Below are 18,114 nucleotides of genomic sequence, written 5' to 3'. Positions count from 1 at the left end.
GAATAAGTTTGGCAACACCATATATAACAATAGGCTGCCCCACTAGTGGCGGTGGTCAAGTAATTTCTGGGAACAGTATGTTCCTAGTCGACGGTATTCCCGTTGCTTGCGTCGGTGACAAAGCTACCTGCCCCACTCATAAAGTTGTTGCAACTATTGTGTCTGGCGACCCGTATATGCAAATCTTTGGTAAAGCTGCTGCGCGTGTTAACGACTCTCTTTCCTGTGGCTGTAAGTTACTTCCACAACAAAATTTAGTAGTTCAGGATAATGGTGGCGGTTCGGCACAAAGTTCACCAGCGAGTAAAGCACAAGATAGTTTTGTTCCTCAGACTGACGAGCATGGACTCAAGTTTCAGCTTAAAGATCAAGAAACTGGCAAACCACTTGCACAGCAATATTTTAAATTAAAAGGACCTGACGGCACTGAAATCGAAGGTTTTACAGATAAAAGCGGCTATACGGAATTAATCAAAACAGGCACTGAAGCAAAAGAGGTTGATTTAACTACATTTGATCTATCGAAACCTATGGACGGATGGAATTAAGAATGTCAGATAATAATTTAGGAAATCCATATAGTCGCAATATACCAGGCTCTTCACCCGCTTGGGATGCCTACCCGCAAGAACAAAAGGTTTGTGACATTACTGAACCCCTCTGTAACTCTCATATTAAAATTCGAAATTACTCTATGGTAAGACCATATAATTTCATGATGAGTGCTTATCATTGGTCCCAAGTAGCAGATAATACTATTGAATTGCTTATGGCTGTTCGCTTTGGGATGGAATGGGATATTAATAAGGTACCTGAAAGCAATATGTCAGACCCCGCCTTTCATACGAGAATGTACATAAAATTTCATAATTATTTATTAAAACATTCAGTCAAAGAGATTCCGCGTATTGTAGGAGAATTTCAAAGTACGGCATTTAAAGTACGATTTTTAAGTACGTTTGCGGTCGATGAATTACTAGAATTACGTAATTTAAGTAAGTTCGATCAGGGCAAAGAAATTTACTCAAAAATTGAAGATTTAAAAGATACTTTTTCAAAGCTTGATGTAGCAACTGCTTCTGAAGATTTAGCATTGTTGCAAATGAATAATGGACCTCTTCATATAAATCGAGAAATGTTTAAAAAAGTCTTTAATCAAGATTTCAACCCTAAAATGATTCAAATCATGAAACAAAATAGAGAATATCCAGGAGACCCGCATAATGTTAGCAATAAAGGCTTCTACTAAATACATGAAACCTCTTTTAATAGCTTTAGTATTGATAGTAAGCGGTTGTGCAAACACACAAGTAAACAACGATAAAGAAGCCTTGAAAAATGCAACACGTGGCGCTGTAGGCATGGTGCTACTTGATCATCATATGTATAAGAATGCTATTGCAAGCGGTAATAATGCTGTTACTCAGTCAATGCTTGCATCAACTTTACTGAAAGCGGGTATTTTAAAAACCTATGAGAAAGAGGTGGGTGACGGCTATACGATTGAATCAAGTTTACCTTTGGCAAAATTGAATAAGCTCTGTTGGATGGGTAAATTTGTACAGCACTATAAAAACGATATCCCAACAGAAAATTTGCCAGCATATAAAGATACACTTGTATGGCTTGATGCTAAGCAAGCGGCTTTATTAAAGAAACTCAATGAGTCTTATAGTAAAAATGAACTCGGTGAAGATGATTGCCGTAAATAATGAGTCAATAAAAAAGCCACTTATCATAAGTGGCTTTTTTTATTGAGAATTTTTGGTGGAATAGGAATCCCATAAAGATAAAATAAGATTAGCTGTATAGCCAATTTATATTAATGATTACGCCACTCTTCAACTTCATAAAAACGGGTAAGATCTTTTAATTCTTCATCTGAAAATTCATAATGATTGACTTGACTATCATATTTTTCAGCTACCAAAACATTCTCATTAAGAAACCTCTGCATTTCATTATAGATATATGTTGTATCTATACTATTCAATTCCTCAGTTATTGGACCAAGTTCAGTAACACGAAATTGTTTTTGTTTATTTTCGGTCTCACCATCTTTCTTACCTCGTATTCGGATGCTGACCAAACCTTGTTCTTTAAGTTTTAAAATTGCACTTCGTACTGAAGAACGAATATTTTGTCTATGTGCAGGCTTAAGCGTAATTTCAATTTCTTCAACATCTTTCTTATCATCTGCTGTAGGAAACAAATGTTCTGCAATAAGATTATATAAAGGATTTAAACTATCAACTCGAATAGTTGTACTCCCCATATAAGGTAATTCGGCAGCTACATTTTTATCCATATTATGCTTTAGCTCAACCATTTTAAACTCAAAACCACCTACACCAATCTGCGGTAAAATACCATTAACATAGTCTTTGAATACAGATAAACTAGGCGCACCTTGGCGGCTTGCATAAACGAATAAGTTTTTTTCTTCATCAAATAAAACATAGGCAGCAAAACCTACAGTGGCATTTTTTTCATTTTTCTTTAGATCTTCTAAAAGATCAGTAGTATCAATTGATTCATCACTTGCAATAACTTTTTGGAATGCCTCATTTGTTTTAGTACTAATAAATAAATAGAAATTTTCGGTACTAGGAACTGGTACTAGAAAAAGCTTCTGATCACCTTTTGCTAATCTTTTGGCAATGTTAATACTTGTTTCCCAATTGGTAAAAGCTTTAAAAAAAGGTTTTAAATCAAAAAGATACCTTTCAGAATTATTAGTATTAATAACATAGTTAAAGTGAAAATAAGCTTGCATAATCTTATACCTTTTTACAAAATGTTGTATATTTGTTACAGTTTTTAAATTATCAAAAAATATAACATTTTGCACAAAATAAAAGCAACTTGTCTTTAGAATTAATTTCTAATTAAAAATATTATTTAGCAACAACACCTAAATTTTAGCTATCTAATTCTGATTATTTTACTGAAAAAATTAGCCAGATTTATTAAGTTTTTCTTTATTATAAGGTGGAGAAGTTTACATTAATTATTGACCTTACGAATTCGCTCTACGGTAATATATTCATTAGGAATCACAATTTGCTTTTCAATATCTTTCATCTTGTAAGAAATTAAAGTGCTTTTACCAATACCTTGAAATAACACTTTAACATCTTTAAAAATAAAGGTTTTATACTGACTCAGTTCTTTAGTAGTCGTTTTTGGCAATTCAATTAAATTTGCATAAGGTTCTTTGATGTATAAGGTCGCTTTTTCTATTCTTACCCCAGTATTTTGCATAGTATAATTTAGGAATGCTTTACCAACATCCCCAATAAGGATTAGGGGTACAAGCGGAGTCAAGCTAATAAAAAAAGCTATTTCTAAGCTATCTTTAACATGCGTTTCTAATCTCTTTAATTTTTTTCTTGCAAATTTTCTAAGATGGTCACTTGCATCAGGATCATTAACAATATCTGCTAGATTTTCAAATTTTATATTAAATTCTTTAATCTTCTGCCGATTCATGTAAAAAGGATAATACGCAAAGGCGATAAAAAATACGGTAATACCTATGTACAGATTGACTTTCCAATGTAATAAAAATATGCCGTGAATAACGTATAAAAGATAAAGAGAGCCAGCTAACGTAATAATATTAATTTTTGGAAAAGGAAGTTTTTTCCCAATTTTAATATGTGGTGGTAAATACTTATCCACCCAACTTAAGACAAGATATGTCACTGGGGCTAAGGATGTGCCAAAGAAAAATAGCATAAACCCTAATACAGTGTAAGCAATAGAGAACGCGGCAAAAATCAGTAAAAAAATAAGTGTATCGCCAAAGCTAATTTCCGACGGGATATAGCCAATTGTTAAAAGATATACAACTAAGCACAACACCCCTATTGCAACTATCGCTTTAGTCATTGTCAGCGCAACTTCATGCCACTGCCCCAGATTATTTAAAAATCTCGTTATTAAGTCGTTCATTTGATCTAACCAAATCTTATAAATTATTTAAGAATCGATGATTACCCTTTTATTAAACCGCTCCCCAGCGGAGTAATCATGTTTTGAAATTTCCCCAAATTTCGGAGTATGTCCCTGCATACTGTTTAGCTAGTCGTCTCTCTGCGAATACTCACTTCATGTGTTGCAATATATTTGATCCCTTCAGATTAATACAAAAGTAAAGTTCTATTACGGGAAGCTCATCTGTTAATACAGATAAAATAGTGATAATCAAATTTCAATTATGCACTTGACCTTACTTCTTACTAGGCAACCACTTATTATGATTTATTCCATAGATTAAACCTGAGAAGATGACCATTATATTTTTATCCCGACTTTGAAAATTTTATAAATATTTCATTGAAGTGCAGTGGCTAGTACTAATTTAAAGCTACTCGCCACTTATTTTTTATATTTAAAAACAGTACATCACCAATCAAGAGGAACTAAAGCTGGTGGTTTTTTCCAAGGTATTTCAACTAAAGATTTTTGAAACCACTCATCACTTAAATTAGCATGCTCAGTAACAATTATTTGAAAATTCTTAACCTCACTTTTAGAAAAATCATATAATTTTTTAAAAAACTTAGTGACAGCCTCAATATCACCATCGATCATATTCTCAATAGAACCATCAAGTGCTTGATAGCTCTCAATAGTAGGGAAGTAAACTTGCGAAGGCTGATCAATCATTAAAAATTTTGGTAACGGTCTATTTGCTGTATGGGCATATTTATGTAAGGCGAGATAAGTATCTACATGATGATTTAAATGATTTTGAGCACTACCAGTCCTATTCATTGGAATTGGGCTATTACCCCTATCGAATACAACAGTTAAATTTTTTAAGTCAAATCTAGCAGGATATTCACTAAATTCAGTCTCAGAATTTCTAAGATATTTAGTCAAATAGGTAGAAATATTTGATAAAACAGAGTCTATTTTAATATCACTAGATTCACCAGCTATATCACTTTTTAAACGTGTTATTAAATCTTGATATTTATCACGCTTATTTATAAGTCCAGTATCAATAGACGAAAATTCAACTGTTTCTAAGAAAAAGCTAATTCTTCCTTTGACCAGATTTTGCTGATCTGTAATGGTATTATTCCCATCACCAATTAATGCTATAAGTGAAGATAGCCTTGATTCATCTTCTACTATTTTTTCGTTAATTTCGACTATTTTATTTTCTAAACTATCAATTAACCCAGCTAAATATGGAATCTCTATATTTGATGAATTTAGCTCTTCTTGCAAAGATTTAATTTCATTAGTTATAGATGCAAAAATGTTTTTATCTGGAAAATCAGAAAATGTTTTTTCATTAATACTATCAAATACATGTATAGATCTTAGTCTATTAATTTGTTCATCAACTTCTTGGTTAAAACCTAAAGTGTATTTCTCATTTATTTTTAAATAATTAAGTTCACCTAAAGCTTCTCTTCGTTTAGTTTTTGCAAGTTTTAGCTCATTTTCGATCTGATCTATATCTACATCAACAGATATTTTATCAGTATTACCTTTATAATCTTTTACTTTTTTCAATATCTCAATTACTTCTAAAACCGAGAATTTATCATTAAAATCTTCTTCAATTAAACCTACATTTAATGCTTCTAGATATAATTGTTTTGCTTGATTAAAATTATCAATATTATTTGCTTGTAAATTATTAACTTTTTTATTTAAGAGCTTCAAATCTCTTTCTAAGTCTCTTAATCGACGCTCTTTAGCAATTTGCTCATCATCTACTCCTCCAAATATTATTGGAAAACTATCTTTTATAGCCTGAGGTTGAAAAGACTCATTTTGTCGATATAGTAATTGATCTTTATTAGTAACAAGTCCTTGTTTTAAAAATAAGTAATAGTAAGTATGCTTAATATTCACTTTAAAAATATCACGTGAATGATCAAGCTCTACATTAGTATGATTATTAGGTATACCTAGAGCATCAGATAACATATCTGTCACATATTCATCATCGGTATTTTGTTCTAATTCTGTATATCTTGGTGGTTCTATATTAACACCACTTCTAAACATTACTTTTGAACATGATGAATTACCATTAATTGGTGCTGGTTTAGCTATCAAAATTTCTAAATTATCAAAAGAATATATAATAGCAAACCAAGAAACCTTTTCTTTAATAATTCCCTCAGGAACATTAAAGCTACTTCGTCCCATACAATATTCTACTATTTCAAAAATAGCAGATTTTCCTGTAGAGGATTTACCAGTAATCACATTCAAGCCATCTAAATTAAAATTCAGATCCCGTCTTTCTCCACTACTACTATATAAATGAATTGATTTAATTTTCAAGGTTTAATCCCCAGTGACATGTAAATAGTTGAACGATCATTAATTTTAGCTAATTGTTTCCCCAAGTATGTAGCTACTTTTAGCTTCTCTTGCGATGACTTCCCAATAATATTTAATTTCTTTAATTTAATTTTATTAGTATTCAACATTCCTTTATCATCAATAAAAATAGCATTAACATGAAGTAAAAAACTAATTGACTCTATTGTAAACAAATTAAAATCATTAACTCTTTTATTTAAACCAGCGATTATTAGAGGATTATTAGTTATATTTTTTAAGAAAAAAGTTCTATTCTTAGATAATAAATATGATGACGTAGGCTCATGAAGACATAATGGTAAAACCAACAAACTGATTGAAAATGGCATACCTTTACCGCTTACTCGTTCATATTCCTTAATAGCATGATAAATATTTAATGCACAAAATGCTGGATTTAATAAATTTCTTACTTCAATAGGGCGATTCAACCAAATATTCATTTCATGCCCTCTGGAATTAATAATTCTTCCAACCTTTCTTTAAACTTAAGATGCCAACCTACACAATTATTCCGATCATGAGCCAGAATATGATATGCTCCCCTAACAACGAATGGTTCACTTACTCTTTCTCTTAATCTCAAAGCTGTATAATTACCAGTATCCATTTCAACCCATTTATATAGTTTCTTACCAATCTTTACCATCTCTTCTTCAATATCAATATCATCACAATCATCTATCAGCACATCTTTATATCTTATTAACTCATCAACTAATCTTTTTTCAAATGACTCTATTTCACTAGTTAGAACCAAGTGATAACGAAGCCATTCAGCCCTCTGTTCAAATGCTCTATAATAGTCGATGATTGCGGAACGGATACGATTAGTTGAGATATTTATTAATTTTAATTGTCTTACAAATCTTCTGTTATCCGTACTAGGATCTATAGCATCTGGTTCACTATCTCTCCAAGTGATTGGTAAGTTATCTAATTTGTATTCATCTGCTAAAAAAGTCATTTTATCAGATAGTTCATAACCACTAAGTGGTTCACTTCTTTTCCCAATTAATAATGCAATAATTTCTTGGTTCCACCAATTTTCCAATCTGTCAAAAACATATTGTTTATGCTCCCGACGAATAGTTCTTAAATGTCTTTCTTTTATTAATTCTGCAATTTCATCAATGCGAGGACTATCTTCAATAATAACTATTCTAGATATAAAGTCATTGAGCGTTCCATTTCCCCTTTCCTCATACTTTTGAAATTTAGCTAATACTTCTTTAACAATTTTTGCCTTACTTTCGTTAGCTTTAGCCACTAACTGTTCAGTCAATGATTTTTCCAATTTATTTTTATCAAAGGCTGGTTTGAAATATTCTAAAATTGAACTATCGCTAATAGTATTAGTGGTCATTAAATAAAATTGAAGGTCGCTATCTTCAAATCCATATTTTTCGTATCGATCGCACCAAACTCTAATAGATTTCCAGAAATCAGTTGCTAAGTCAGTTAATTTTTCACCTTCAACCTTATGTTTTAAAGATGCTAATTTTTTAGTATTATTTTCATTATCAATAAAATCTAAATCATCATCTTTTTCAATAAAAACAGATGTACTTTCTGGAAGTTCTAGTAAATGATATAAAGCAAATCTTGGTTGGTAAATATAGCCAATTCCTTGAGCACCTGCCGCAAATTTATCTTGTTTTGTATCCATCCCCAGCCTCTAAAATTAATAATTTAATTTTTAATAAATATTAAACGATTAACATGTCAGTGACAATCTAAATAATTAGTCTCCTCCTATCCAGCTCTTAACATTTTCTTAGAAACATATAAAACTTATGAAATTGAATATTATTTTTCATAATCAAAAATTACTCTTTTAGAGCTTATAGGTGAGGATAGACTAGTGCTCTACCAAAGTATAAGATAAAAATAATTATTCATTTAATTTAATATAATCATGCAAGTAAGTTGAAAATTAATTATAATTTTTAACAATAAAGAAAAACAGATATTTCAATAATTTTAAATAGATATTAATACTAGTTTTGCATAATAGGAATTAACCTATCTAATTCATTAATTGCAATCAAATCCATCTGAGTATCTATTTAGTCATTTTATCACATCCCCAAAAGAGTAATTAACTCCTAACAGCTTTACCAAATCAAGTTGTTTTAATTCTAATTATATAGTGAATCCATGTTGATAAGAATAAACTCTAAACTGCAAAACTCAAGACAGACTAAGCCTGTCAAAATCCTGTCAATAAAAAAGCCACTTATGATAAGTGGCTTAATTATATAGAGAATTTTGGTGGAGATGGCGGGAGTTGAACCCGCGTCCGCCAGCATTACGCTCGAGAATACTACATGCTTAGATATCGTCTATTGTTTTAACACCAAGTGACCCGACGAACAGGGTACAAGTTGCGATCCTCTAAGTTTGGTATAAAGCCCCGAGGCTTGACTCTATACGGACTTGTGTGCGTGCGCTACGGTCGGGTTCCTAAACCACAAGTATTCTAGGAAGCGGACAAACTGCCCTTAGGCAGCTAGAGCGTAAGTTTCGTCGTTTGCGACTAAAATATGCAAATTTGATTTACGAGAGAAAATGCGCTCTCGGCATGCATCTATGAGTTTCATCACCAGCGTCGAAGCCAATAACATCCCCATGAATGTATGAGCATCATAGCATAACTAAAATAAAATACTGTGCATTTTATCAACAGTCCGCTACTGATGAACATATTTACATAATTGAGTGTCTTTTGTTTTTTTCAAGGGCCACATAAAAAAGCTGCCAAATATGACAGCTTTTTTTTTTTAAGTGTGGTCTATAAAGCACCATTGCCTAACACAATACCTTCACGGCGTGGATCTACCCCACCTGCATATTTACTCTGATTATTAATATTTACTTTCATAATCGTAGAAATACCGCTGGTTTGCGCAGTGTTAGCAACGCCATGCCCTTTTGCTTTTAAGCCTTCAATCAAATCAAGCAAAGAAAGCTGCACATTCGAGCTATCAACATTGGTGTTTTTACTATTAGTCGCACCAAAGTTTACAAGCGACGTGGCTTGCTGTGCATTTAAGTTCCAGTCCAGCGCACCCACCAAAGTTTTAACCACATATTGAATGATCGTACCGCCACCTGGTGAACCTGTTGCCATATAAAACTCATCTGGCGTAGTACCTTTAAACACTAAAGTTGGCGCCATGGTACTACGTGGGCGTTTACCACCTTCCACACGGTTAGCAACTGGTGCCCCAGTGCTGTCATAAGGGTTGGCACTAAAGTCAGTTAATTGGTTTGATAGCAAGAAACCATCCACCATGTGGAATGACCCCATGCTCGATTCAACAGTCGATGTCATTGAAACCACATTGCCATAGGCATCTACAATCGTGAACTGAGTTGTTCCGTGTTCAACAGTCGTGTCGACACCCGAAGCTGGGTTGAAATTGCCCGCTGGCGCAACGCCCATACTTTGGTTCGGGTTAATCAGTGCTGCACGTTGTTTTAAGTAATTTTTATCAATAAAGCTTGCAATACCCTGTGCTGGTAAAGCAACAAAGTCAGTGTCTGCTACATATTTGTCGCGGTCAGCGTAGGCCAAACGCTCTGCCTCAGACACTAAATGCACACCCATCACATCCGGCACACCGCCCTCATTTTCAGGATTTTTAGGTGGGTAAAGCGACATATCAAAGTTTTCTAAAATACCCAACGTTTGCGCAACCGCAATCCCTCCCGAAGATGGAGGCGGCATGGTACAAACATAGTAACGGTCACGGTATGTCGTACAAATCGGGTCGCGTTTTTTAACCTGATAGTTCGATAAATCCTGCAAGGTCATTAAACTTGGGGTAATTGGAGTTCTTGCTGGGTCATCACCTAGTGTTTGGCTTGCTTTTGCCACAATCGCTTGGGCAATTGGACCAGTGTGCAGTGCATTTGCGCCTTGCGTGGCAAGTGCATCTAGGGTTTTTGCATAGGCTTTGTTGGTCATGGTTTCACCGACTTTACGTGGTGAACCATCTGGGTAGAAATAGGTCGCCATTGCATTTGCATCAAGCGCTAAGCTGTTTGCATTGCTTGCAATTGCATCTGCCAAACGGCCCGGAATGCGGAAACCGTTGTCAGCCAAACCAATCGCTTCACCAAAAAGCTGATTCCATTTGAGTTTGCCATGTTCTTGTTGTGCTTGTTCAAGCAAACGCATCACACCCGGCACACCAATCGAGCGACCACTACGGCGAGCGCTTGGTACAGGTGTTGGTGAATTTGGGTCATATATATCTTGGCGAATTAAATAATATTCGTTAGCTGCGGCTGGTGCGGTTTCACGGCCATCATAAGCAGTAACTTTTTTGGTTTTGGCATCGTAATACATCATAAAACCACTACCCGCAATCGTGCTCGATTGAGGTTCTACTAAACCCAACACCGCTTGTACCGCAACGGCGGCATCGACTGCGCTACCGCCTGCTTTTAAAACATCACAGCCTGCTTTTACCGCAAGTGGCGTGTTTGCCACCACCATATATTTATCTGCGTATTTAACCGTGTTACCGAGTCTATAACCCGATGCACCCTCAGGCGCTGCTGGGTCACCATTTTGGTTTGAACCGACCACCACGCTTGAACCGTCTTGTGCCAGTTTGCTACAACTGGTGGGGTCATTATCTACAATTAAATTGGGCGGGGTTGTATTTGAATCATCCTTGGGCTGATCTGACGAGGAGTCATCTCCACATCCTTGTAATAAACCGACTGCTAATAAACTACTGAACAAAAATGAATATCTTTTATTCACGTGATAACTCCAATATATACGCCTGCCTATCCATGCAATTGCCATGCAAGCTTCTTTGTTTTCAGGTATTAAGTTTTTTTAATCTTTGATAAAAATAAGGTTTTATAATATTGAATGTTTAAGGGCGTTTTATCCTATGCCCTGTATTAAGCCTCCTTGCTTGATATCACACTCTTTTATAACTGATTTGCCCGATTCTGGCATGCTTTATTTCGCTAAATACAGGCAAAATCTGCCATTTATAGACTCGCTCTATTTTTTAGTGGACCTAAAAAAGCACCTCCGAAGAGATGCTTTTTTGTGTTTAGTGAGAAGGCATTCCGCCGACATCCCCTTTGGGTTTCGGACACAGCCAAATGACCAGCCCCGCAAAGACAAACACCATCGCAAATAGTAAAAACACATGGTTTGCCGACATGGTAATCGCTTCTTTATCGACGAGGTTTGAAATGATTCCTAAAGTCGAGTCAGCCGTAAAACCATTTTGCAAAAGGTTATTTTGTACTTCGGCAGTATTTAGGTTTGACACCATTTCACTACGTGCAACTTTGGCGTGGTCGTCCCACACCGTGACTGCAATTGAAGCACCAATTGCCCCTGCCATGGTTCTTAAAAAGTTCATTAAGCCCGCCGCAGATGCAATTTCTTGCTGCAACACCGAACCGAGTGCAATGTTCGACAGTGGAATAAAGAAGAACGGTACGGCAAAACCTTGCAGGATTTGTGGCCACGCCAGTGCCATAAAGTCGGCATCTGTGGTCCAGAACGCCCGCATTAAGGTCACTGCACCTAGCAAAATCAGGCCAAAGCTTGCAAGCGCACGTGGGTCATGTTTGGTCGAAAGCTTTGCCACAATCGGTGACATGGTCAAACTACCAAAGCCCATGGTTGCAGTTAAATAGCCGGCCCATGTGGCGGTGTAGGAAAGGTTCATTTGCAGCCACTGCGGAATCAGTACAATACTGCCAAAGAAAGCTCCAAAGCCCAGCGACAGAGCTAACACTGAAATAGCAAAGCCCCTATGCCTGAATACCTTCACATCCACCACGGGGTGCTTATCGGTCAGCTCCCATATGATGAACACTACAAAGCCAATGGCGGCGGTTAAAGCAAGTACCACAATGCTGGTGCTGTTAAACCAGTCGCGTTCATGCCCTAAGTCGAGCATGAGCTGTAGCGCACCAATCCAGAGTATTAACAGACCTAAACCGACCGTATCGATTCTTAAAGAAATCGTTTCTGTTTCGGCTGGTTTGAGCAAACGGATTGCCGCTAAAACACAAATAATGCCGACCGGAATGTTAATAAAGAAAATCCAGTGCCAAGACAGGTTGTCACTAATCAGACCACCTAAAATTGGTCCTAAAATTGGCCCAACCACTGTGGTCATTGCCCAGAGGCCCATGGCCTGTGCATGCTTTTCTTTAGGGAAAATACGCATCAACAAGGTTTGGCTGAGTGGCATAAGTGGACCACCGCATAGACCTTGTCCAATACGGAAAAACACCAGCATGCCTAACGAGTTTGCTAGGCCGCACAAAAAAGAAAAAATCGTAAAACCAATCAGGCCAAAAATAAAGACTCGGACGGTTCCAAAGCGGCCCGCAAGCCAACCCGTTAAGGGTACACAAATCGCTTCTGCAACTGCATACGATGTAACGACCCATGTCCCTTGTGTACTTGAAACAGCAAGGTTACCGGTAATGTGCGGTACAGATACGTTGGCAATGGTCGTATCGAGTACGACCATAAAGTTCGACAAGGCAATAACAAACGCTGCCAGTAATAAACGGCCACCGCTCAGCTCGGCAAAAGGTGTTTGCGTTTTCATAAGCGTTTACTTCGCAGATAAGTCGACTTTTGCTTCCATCGACAAGCCAACACGCAGTGGGTGTTCAGCAAGTTCTTTCGGGTCAAGTGCAATACGAACTGGTAAGCGTTGAACCACTTTAATCCAGTTACCTGTTGCATTTTGAGCCGGAATTAAGGCAAAGGCAGAGCCTGTACCACCAGAGAAGCCCATCACTTTGCCGTGATATTCAACATCGTCACCATATAAATCTGAAGTAAGTGTAACGATTTGACCCGGACGGACTTTTTTCAACTGACTTTCTTTAAAGTTAGCATCTACATATAAATCATTGAGCGGCACAATCATCATCATGCTGGTACCTGGTGCAACACGTTGGCCCACTTGAATATTACGACGCGTTATCACACCATCGACTGGCGCACGAATTACAGTACGTTCCAAATCAAGCTGAGCTTGTTCAACATGTGCTTGTGCAACTTGTACATCAGGTGTTGACGTTTCACTTACACCCTGAATTAAAGCTTCATTCGCTGCAAAAGTGCTTTCGGCAGCTTTACGGCTTGAAGATGCTTGCGCTAAACCTGCTTTGGCAAGCTCTAGCCCTGCTTTGGCTGTTTCAACTGCACTTTGTGATTTAGTGAGTTCTTCTTTAGACACTGCACCAGACGCGGCAAGTTGCGCACGGCGATTCAGCTCTAAAGCAGCTCTGTCGTAGTCAGCCTGCGCTTGAGCAACTTGTGCTTTGGCACTGGTAATTTCGTCGGCACGAACCACAACTTGAGAGTTTAAAGAGCTACTGTTTGCCGCAGTTTGTTTGTATTGGCGTTTTGCTTTGGCAAGCTCTGCCTCAGCTTGAGCCAGTGCAATTTTGGCATCACGATCATCAATACGAACCAGCACGTCACCACGATGTACTGTTTGGGTATCTTTTACCACAACCTGAGCGACCTGCCCGCTTACCATTGAAGTGATTTGAGCCGTTTCTGCACCGACATAGGCATTATCCGTACTCACGGAATGATTTAAAAATAATGCCCAGATTGCATATAAAATAGCGGCGATCAATAAAATCAGCGCAAAAAAACCAAGAAATTTTTTGCGCTTGTTTTGATTGTTGTCATCCGAGGCAGATGTTGTTGGCACTGTTTCTTGTACATTGCTTTGTGCATCAGTCATGGTATGTTCCTAAAGATGGGTTGGCTTTGCCATCAATCTCGCACTACACCTTGTTATAGAGTTTTTATTTTTCTATAAACAAGACATACCGCATTGTCAAAGGAGCTAATTTTAACGCTAAAACCTCATGATATGAGAATAAAAAATTATAACTAATGCGTTCGTTCTAATTAAATTAATGTTTATCTCAAAGTTTTTGTGAAAATTCCTGCTTTTCAAACACTAAAAAAAGCGCACTTGGCGCTTTTTAAATACTTAAATCGGTAACTTAATAGGCGTATGAAGCAATACCCGCAGCAATTGCTTTGCCTTCATCATTGACCATGGTCATGCGCATAGTGCAGCCCTTACGACCTAAACGCAGAACTTCGGCACGTGCAATAAAGTATTTACCACGCCCCGGCGCCAAATAATCTACACGCATGTCGACAGTTGCCAAACGCGATACTTGCTTAATGGTCTCGGTTAAAGTTTCCGGCGTTGAACGGCGATATAGGTGTTCCATTGCCACAATACCGCCAATGCTATCGAGCAAGGTTGCAGCAACTCCACCATGTAAAATCTGAAATGCCAGATTGCCAATCAGGTCGGGTTGCATCTCGATATAGCCTTCAATTTGCCCGTCCACCACACGCATAATCATTCCACTATGCTTAAAAAAAGGAGAGCTATTAAACGCCTTACATAATTGCTTAAGAACTACATTCAGGTCAGTTTTTGCACCTAAATGAATGCTCCCAGTCCAATTTTTCTTTTCATCACTCATACGTTGCCTAAATTTAAAAGCATGATAAACACCCATAATTTTGTACAAATCCAGCATTATGGGGCTACAATACAGCAGTCGGTTGACAGTAATGGAATATCCGCCAACCTATCCTAGTGTAATACCGAACATCGAGATTGTTATGACTTATACGTTCAATCGTCCTGCATTTCCAGCCACTCGCATGCGCCGTATTCGTAAAAATGACCAGTTGCGTGCGATGGTCAGCGAAACACAGCTCACTACCAATCACTTGATTTATCCAGTATTTGTATTACCGGGACAAAATCAGACCCAAGATATTCCAAGTATGCCAAACATTCAGCGTTTGTCGGCAGATTTATTACTGAAAAAAGCTGAAAGACTTCTGGAATTAGGCGTATCAAAACTGGCTCTGTTTCCAGTCACGCCTCAAGAAGATAAAAGCCTGACCGCAGAAGCTGCATGGCATGAAGATGGTTTAGTCCAAACCACGTGCCGTTTACTAAAAAAAGAATTACCAGAAATGGTGTTAATTACTGATGGTGCCCTCGACCCATACACCACGCATGGTCAAGATGGCATTATTGATGAGACAGGCTATGTGCTGAATGACGAGACTGTAGAATGCTTGATTAAACAAGCTTTAAGTCATGCTGAAGCAGGTGCTGATGTAGTTGCACCAAGTGACATGATGGATGGCCGTATTGGCGCAATTCGTCAGGCTTTAGAAGCCAACGGTCACATCTATACCAACATTATGGCCTACTCTGCGAAATATGCGTCGAGCTTCTATGGCCCGTTCCGTGATGCTGTTGGCTCTGCATCCAACCTTAAAGGTGGTAATAAATATAACTACCAGATGGACTTTGCTAACCGTGCCGAAGCTTTACATGAAATCGCACTTGATATTCAAGAAGGCGCTGACATGGTGATTGTAAAACCGGGCATGCCATATTTGGATGTGGTACGTGAAGTGAAAGATACCTTTGGTGTTCCGACATTCATTTACCAAGTGAGTGGCGAATACGCGATGTTAGCGGGCGCAATTCAAAATGGCTGGTTATCAGAATCAGTGATTTTAGAATCACTCATGTGCTGCCGCCGTGCTGGTGCAGATGGAATCTGGACTTACTTTGCAGAAACTGCTGCCGAAAAACTCAAGGAAATGAACTAAGTTCGCAGAGAAAGGATAACACTGCATGCATATTGCAATCATTGGCGCGGGCATAAGTGGATTAATGTCTGCGCTGGAGTTGGTTGAACAAGGCTGTACGGTCAGCATTTTCGATCAACAACAAGCGGGACAAGCAGCCTCTTGGGCTGGCGGAGGGATTCTTTCTCCGATGTACCCGTGGCGCTATGTGCATGCAGTGAACCAACTCGCTCAATTTGGTAAAGCCTCTTATCAAGCATGGAACCAAAAACTCTCCCCTGTTACAGGGATTGATTTTGAAATTCATGACACAGGCATGCTAATTTTTGATGAAGAAGATTTTGACGTCGGACTTTCCTATGCCGAGCAGCATCAAGAACCCATGCAGCGCTGCGAATATTTACAGCGAGATGCCCTAGAGCAAGTCAATCCGCATATTTCCGATCAGTTTCAACAAGCCATTTATTTTCCTGAACTGTCTAATATTCGTAACCCACGCGTATTACAGTCTCTGATTAGTTATTTAAAACAGCATCCAAATGTTGAGTTTTTTGAGCACTCTGCTGTTAAAAAACTGATTCAACAGGATGATGTTATACAAACGCTCCAAACCGAAGATGGTCGCAAACATACAGCAGATCATTTTGTAATAACTTCGGGCGCATGGAGCCATTACTGGAACTCACAATTACAACTCGAAATTCCAGTCGAACCTGTTCAAGGTCAAATGTTGTTATTTAAAACCCCTGCCCACTGGCTACCAACCATGTGTATGAATCGAGTCATGTATTTGATTCCACGTATGGACGGTCATATCGTGTGTGGTTCGAGCATGGCGCATCGTGGTTTTGACACGTCTACCGACGAAACAACCCAGCACAATATTTTAGAAGCGTGCTTAGAAATGGTTCCTGAACTGACCGATTTCCCGATCGTACAGCGCTGGGCAGGACTCAGACCAAGTTCACCAAATGGTGTTCCATACATTGGCAAAATGCCTGAAATGGACAACCTCTGGGCAAACTTTGGTCATTTTAGAAATGGTTTATGCATGGGGGCAGGCTCTGCACAATTGCTCCGTCAGCTTATGCTGGGTCAACCAACCTTAGTTGATGCAAAAGCATATTCACCAGAGCGCCTACAAAATAAAATCTTAGCCTGACGTGAGTATATTCTCTAAAGCCATTTTTAATTGAGGATAAGCAAACTCAAATCCTTCTGCTTGTAAGGCAGCAGGTTTAACGTATTGTCCATTCAAAATTAATTGCGATTGTTCCCCCAACAAACAGCGAAAAACCGTGCTTGGTCCCGACAACAGCGGTTTCTTATTCAAAACCTTGGCAGCTTGTTCAACAAATACCTTTTGGGTCACATTTTCTGGCGATACTACATTATGGATTTGGGCTGACAGAGGGTGGTTAAATATAAACTCGATTGCGCTTAAAACATCTTCAATATGTACCCAAACCACAGGCTGACTACCATGACCAATCTTGCCGACTAAATTGAATCGAATAGGGAGCAACATTTTAGGCAAGATGCCACCACCCTGCCCAAACACAACACCTAAGCGAATGATTTTAGTATTTTGCTGAGTATCTGCTAACGCTGCGTGTTCCCACTCTTGGCAAAGCTGAGACATAAAAATAGGCTGTGGTGAGCTTTGTTCGGTACACACCTCTGCCCACCTTTCTCCAACATCTATACCGTAATAGCCAATGGCGGAGCCAGACACAACCACTTCTGGAAAAATTTCAGATTGCTTGAGCCACGCATACAATTTTAGTGTCGTGTTTACTCGGCTTTGAATGAGTTGTTTTTTACGTGATTCGGTCCAGCGTTTTTCACCAATATTTGCGCCTGCCAAATTCACGACATAGTCAATTTGCCGTGTCGAAATATCTTCAAATTTTTGTACCCACTGCAAGGCAGGATGGTCAGATTCCTTCCCAGCCTGCCGCGTAACAGCAATCACGTTATAATTTTTTTGCAGCAGGAACTTAATTAAATGAGTTCCTATAAAACCACTAGCACCCGTAATTAATACATTCTTATTCATATTTCCTCCAAAACCGAGGACACAA

General features: G+C 38.0%; 15 protein-coding genes and 1 other RNA gene. 5 read left to right on the top strand and 11 right to left on the bottom strand.

The features are described from left to right. Positions 1–8: 8 nt before the first annotated feature. Genes ACLBWE_RS07475 through ACLBWE_RS07465 form a run of 3 tightly spaced genes read left to right on the top strand, consistent with a single transcriptional unit; the run spans position 9 to position 1,712 of the window. Positions 9–548, top strand: a complete 540-nt coding sequence (locus ACLBWE_RS07475; protein ID WP_447602035.1) for a PAAR domain-containing protein — start codon at positions 9–11, stop codon at positions 546–548. Positions 549–550: 2 nt separating this feature from the next. Next, positions 551–1,249, top strand: a complete 699-nt coding sequence (locus tag ACLBWE_RS07470) for a hypothetical protein (protein WP_004641684.1) — start codon at positions 551–553, stop codon at positions 1,247–1,249. After that, positions 1,224–1,712: a hypothetical protein gene (locus ACLBWE_RS07465; protein WP_004641683.1), complete on the top strand. Its 489-nt coding sequence runs from the start codon at positions 1,224–1,226 to the stop codon at positions 1,710–1,712. The genes ACLBWE_RS07470 and ACLBWE_RS07465 overlap by 26 nt, the downstream gene beginning before the upstream one ends. 110 nt (positions 1,713–1,822) lie before the next feature. Here the strand turns inward: ACLBWE_RS07465 and ACLBWE_RS07460 are convergent, their stop codons facing one another. From ACLBWE_RS07460 to ACLBWE_RS07415, 10 genes are all read right to left on the bottom strand, one after another. Beyond that, positions 1,823–2,776 (bottom strand): hypothetical protein, encoded by a 954-nt coding sequence (locus ACLBWE_RS07460; protein WP_004641682.1) that lies wholly within the window; start codon positions 2,774–2,776, stop codon positions 1,823–1,825. A 230-nt stretch (positions 2,777–3,006) separates the two neighbouring features. Then, on the bottom strand, positions 3,007–3,957 hold the full coding sequence (locus ACLBWE_RS07455; RefSeq protein ID WP_447602032.1) for a hypothetical protein: 951 nt from the start codon (positions 3,955–3,957) through the stop codon (positions 3,007–3,009). A 453-nt stretch (positions 3,958–4,410) separates the two neighbouring features. After that, positions 4,411–6,318 carry a DUF3732 domain-containing protein gene (locus ACLBWE_RS07450; protein WP_004641680.1) on the bottom strand — a complete coding sequence of 636 codons (1,908 nt, stop codon included), beginning with the start codon at positions 6,316–6,318 and terminating at the stop codon, positions 4,411–4,413. Next, a complete protein-coding gene (locus tag ACLBWE_RS07445) occupies positions 6,315–6,803 on the bottom strand; it encodes a three component ABC system middle component (RefSeq protein ID WP_004641679.1) in 489 nt (162 codons plus the stop codon). Before ACLBWE_RS07445 ends, ACLBWE_RS07450 begins: the two co-directional genes overlap by 4 nt. After that, a complete protein-coding gene (locus ACLBWE_RS07440; protein ID WP_004641678.1) occupies positions 6,800–8,029 on the bottom strand; it encodes an ABC-three component system protein in 1,230 nt (409 codons plus the stop codon). The genes ACLBWE_RS07445 and ACLBWE_RS07440 overlap by 4 nt, the downstream gene beginning before the upstream one ends. Positions 8,030–8,632: 603 nt before the next feature. Then, positions 8,633–8,991: a transfer-messenger RNA gene (gene ssrA, locus ACLBWE_RS07435) on the bottom strand. A 163-nt stretch (positions 8,992–9,154) separates the two neighbouring features. Continuing rightward, on the bottom strand, positions 9,155–11,140 hold the full coding sequence (ggt, locus tag ACLBWE_RS07430; RefSeq protein ID WP_447602028.1) for a gamma-glutamyltransferase: 1,986 nt from the start codon (positions 11,138–11,140) through the stop codon (positions 9,155–9,157). Between the two features lie 304 nt (positions 11,141–11,444). Further along, positions 11,445–12,971, bottom strand: a complete 1,527-nt coding sequence (locus tag ACLBWE_RS07425; RefSeq protein ID WP_447602026.1) for a DHA2 family efflux MFS transporter permease subunit — start codon at positions 12,969–12,971, stop codon at positions 11,445–11,447. Between the two features lie 6 nt (positions 12,972–12,977). Then, positions 12,978–14,129, bottom strand: coding sequence for an EmrA/EmrK family multidrug efflux transporter periplasmic adaptor subunit (locus ACLBWE_RS07420; RefSeq protein WP_447602024.1), 1,152 nt, complete (start codon positions 14,127–14,129; stop codon positions 12,978–12,980). Positions 14,130–14,397: 268 nt separating this feature from the next. Continuing rightward, on the bottom strand, positions 14,398–14,895 hold the full coding sequence (locus ACLBWE_RS07415; protein WP_004641674.1) for a thioesterase family protein: 498 nt from the start codon (positions 14,893–14,895) through the stop codon (positions 14,398–14,400). A gap of 142 nt (positions 14,896–15,037) precedes the next feature. On the opposite strand from ACLBWE_RS07415, the gene hemB reads away from it, so the two are divergent. Beyond that, entirely contained in the window at positions 15,038–16,051 is a 1,014-nt protein-coding gene (gene hemB / locus ACLBWE_RS07410; RefSeq protein WP_005048571.1) for a porphobilinogen synthase, read from the top strand. Between the two features lie 25 nt (positions 16,052–16,076). Further along, positions 16,077–17,192 carry an NAD(P)/FAD-dependent oxidoreductase gene (locus ACLBWE_RS07405; protein WP_447602022.1) on the top strand — a complete coding sequence of 372 codons (1,116 nt, stop codon included), beginning with the start codon at positions 16,077–16,079 and terminating at the stop codon, positions 17,190–17,192. Here the strand turns inward: ACLBWE_RS07405 and ACLBWE_RS07400 are convergent. Beyond that, a complete protein-coding gene (locus ACLBWE_RS07400; protein ID WP_447602020.1) occupies positions 17,184–18,089 on the bottom strand; it encodes a TIGR01777 family oxidoreductase in 906 nt (301 codons plus the stop codon). The genes ACLBWE_RS07405 and ACLBWE_RS07400 overlap by 9 nt on opposite strands. Between the last annotated feature and the right edge of the window lie 25 nt (positions 18,090–18,114).

Source organism: Acinetobacter sp. M5A5_2a, from assembly GCF_053345265.1.
This window is presented reverse-complemented; position numbering and strand designations above follow the sequence as displayed.

Bases quoted from the DNA above. Each gene is read 5' to 3' on its own strand.
- ACLBWE_RS07470 (WP_004641684.1), top strand. From the start codon at position 551: ATGTCAGATAATAATTTAGGAAATCCATATAGTCGCAATATACCAGGC.
- ACLBWE_RS07465 (WP_004641683.1), top strand. From the start codon at position 1,224: ATGTTAGCAATAAAGGCTTCTACTAAATACATGAAACCTCTTTTAATA.
- ACLBWE_RS07460 (WP_004641682.1), bottom strand. From the start codon at position 2,776: ATGCAAGCTTATTTTCACTTTAACTATGTTATTAATACTAATAATTCT.
- ACLBWE_RS07455 (WP_447602032.1), bottom strand. From the start codon at position 3,957: ATGAACGACTTAATAACGAGATTTTTAAATAATCTGGGGCAGTGGCAT.
- ACLBWE_RS07445 (WP_004641679.1), bottom strand. From the start codon at position 6,803: ATGAATATTTGGTTGAATCGCCCTATTGAAGTAAGAAATTTATTAAAT.
- ACLBWE_RS07440 (WP_004641678.1), bottom strand. From the start codon at position 8,029: ATGGATACAAAACAAGATAAATTTGCGGCAGGTGCTCAAGGAATTGGC.
- ACLBWE_RS07425 (WP_447602026.1), bottom strand. From the start codon at position 12,971: ATGAAAACGCAAACACCTTTTGCCGAGCTGAGCGGTGGCCGTTTATTA.
- ACLBWE_RS07420 (WP_447602024.1), bottom strand. From the start codon at position 14,129: ATGACTGATGCACAAAGCAATGTACAAGAAACAGTGCCAACAACATCT.
- ACLBWE_RS07415 (WP_004641674.1), bottom strand. From the start codon at position 14,895: ATGAGTGATGAAAAGAAAAATTGGACTGGGAGCATTCATTTAGGTGCA.
- hemB (WP_005048571.1), top strand. From the start codon at position 15,038: ATGACTTATACGTTCAATCGTCCTGCATTTCCAGCCACTCGCATGCGC.
- ACLBWE_RS07405 (WP_447602022.1), top strand. From the start codon at position 16,077: ATGCATATTGCAATCATTGGCGCGGGCATAAGTGGATTAATGTCTGCG.
- ACLBWE_RS07400 (WP_447602020.1), bottom strand. From the start codon at position 18,089: ATGAATAAGAATGTATTAATTACGGGTGCTAGTGGTTTTATAGGAACT.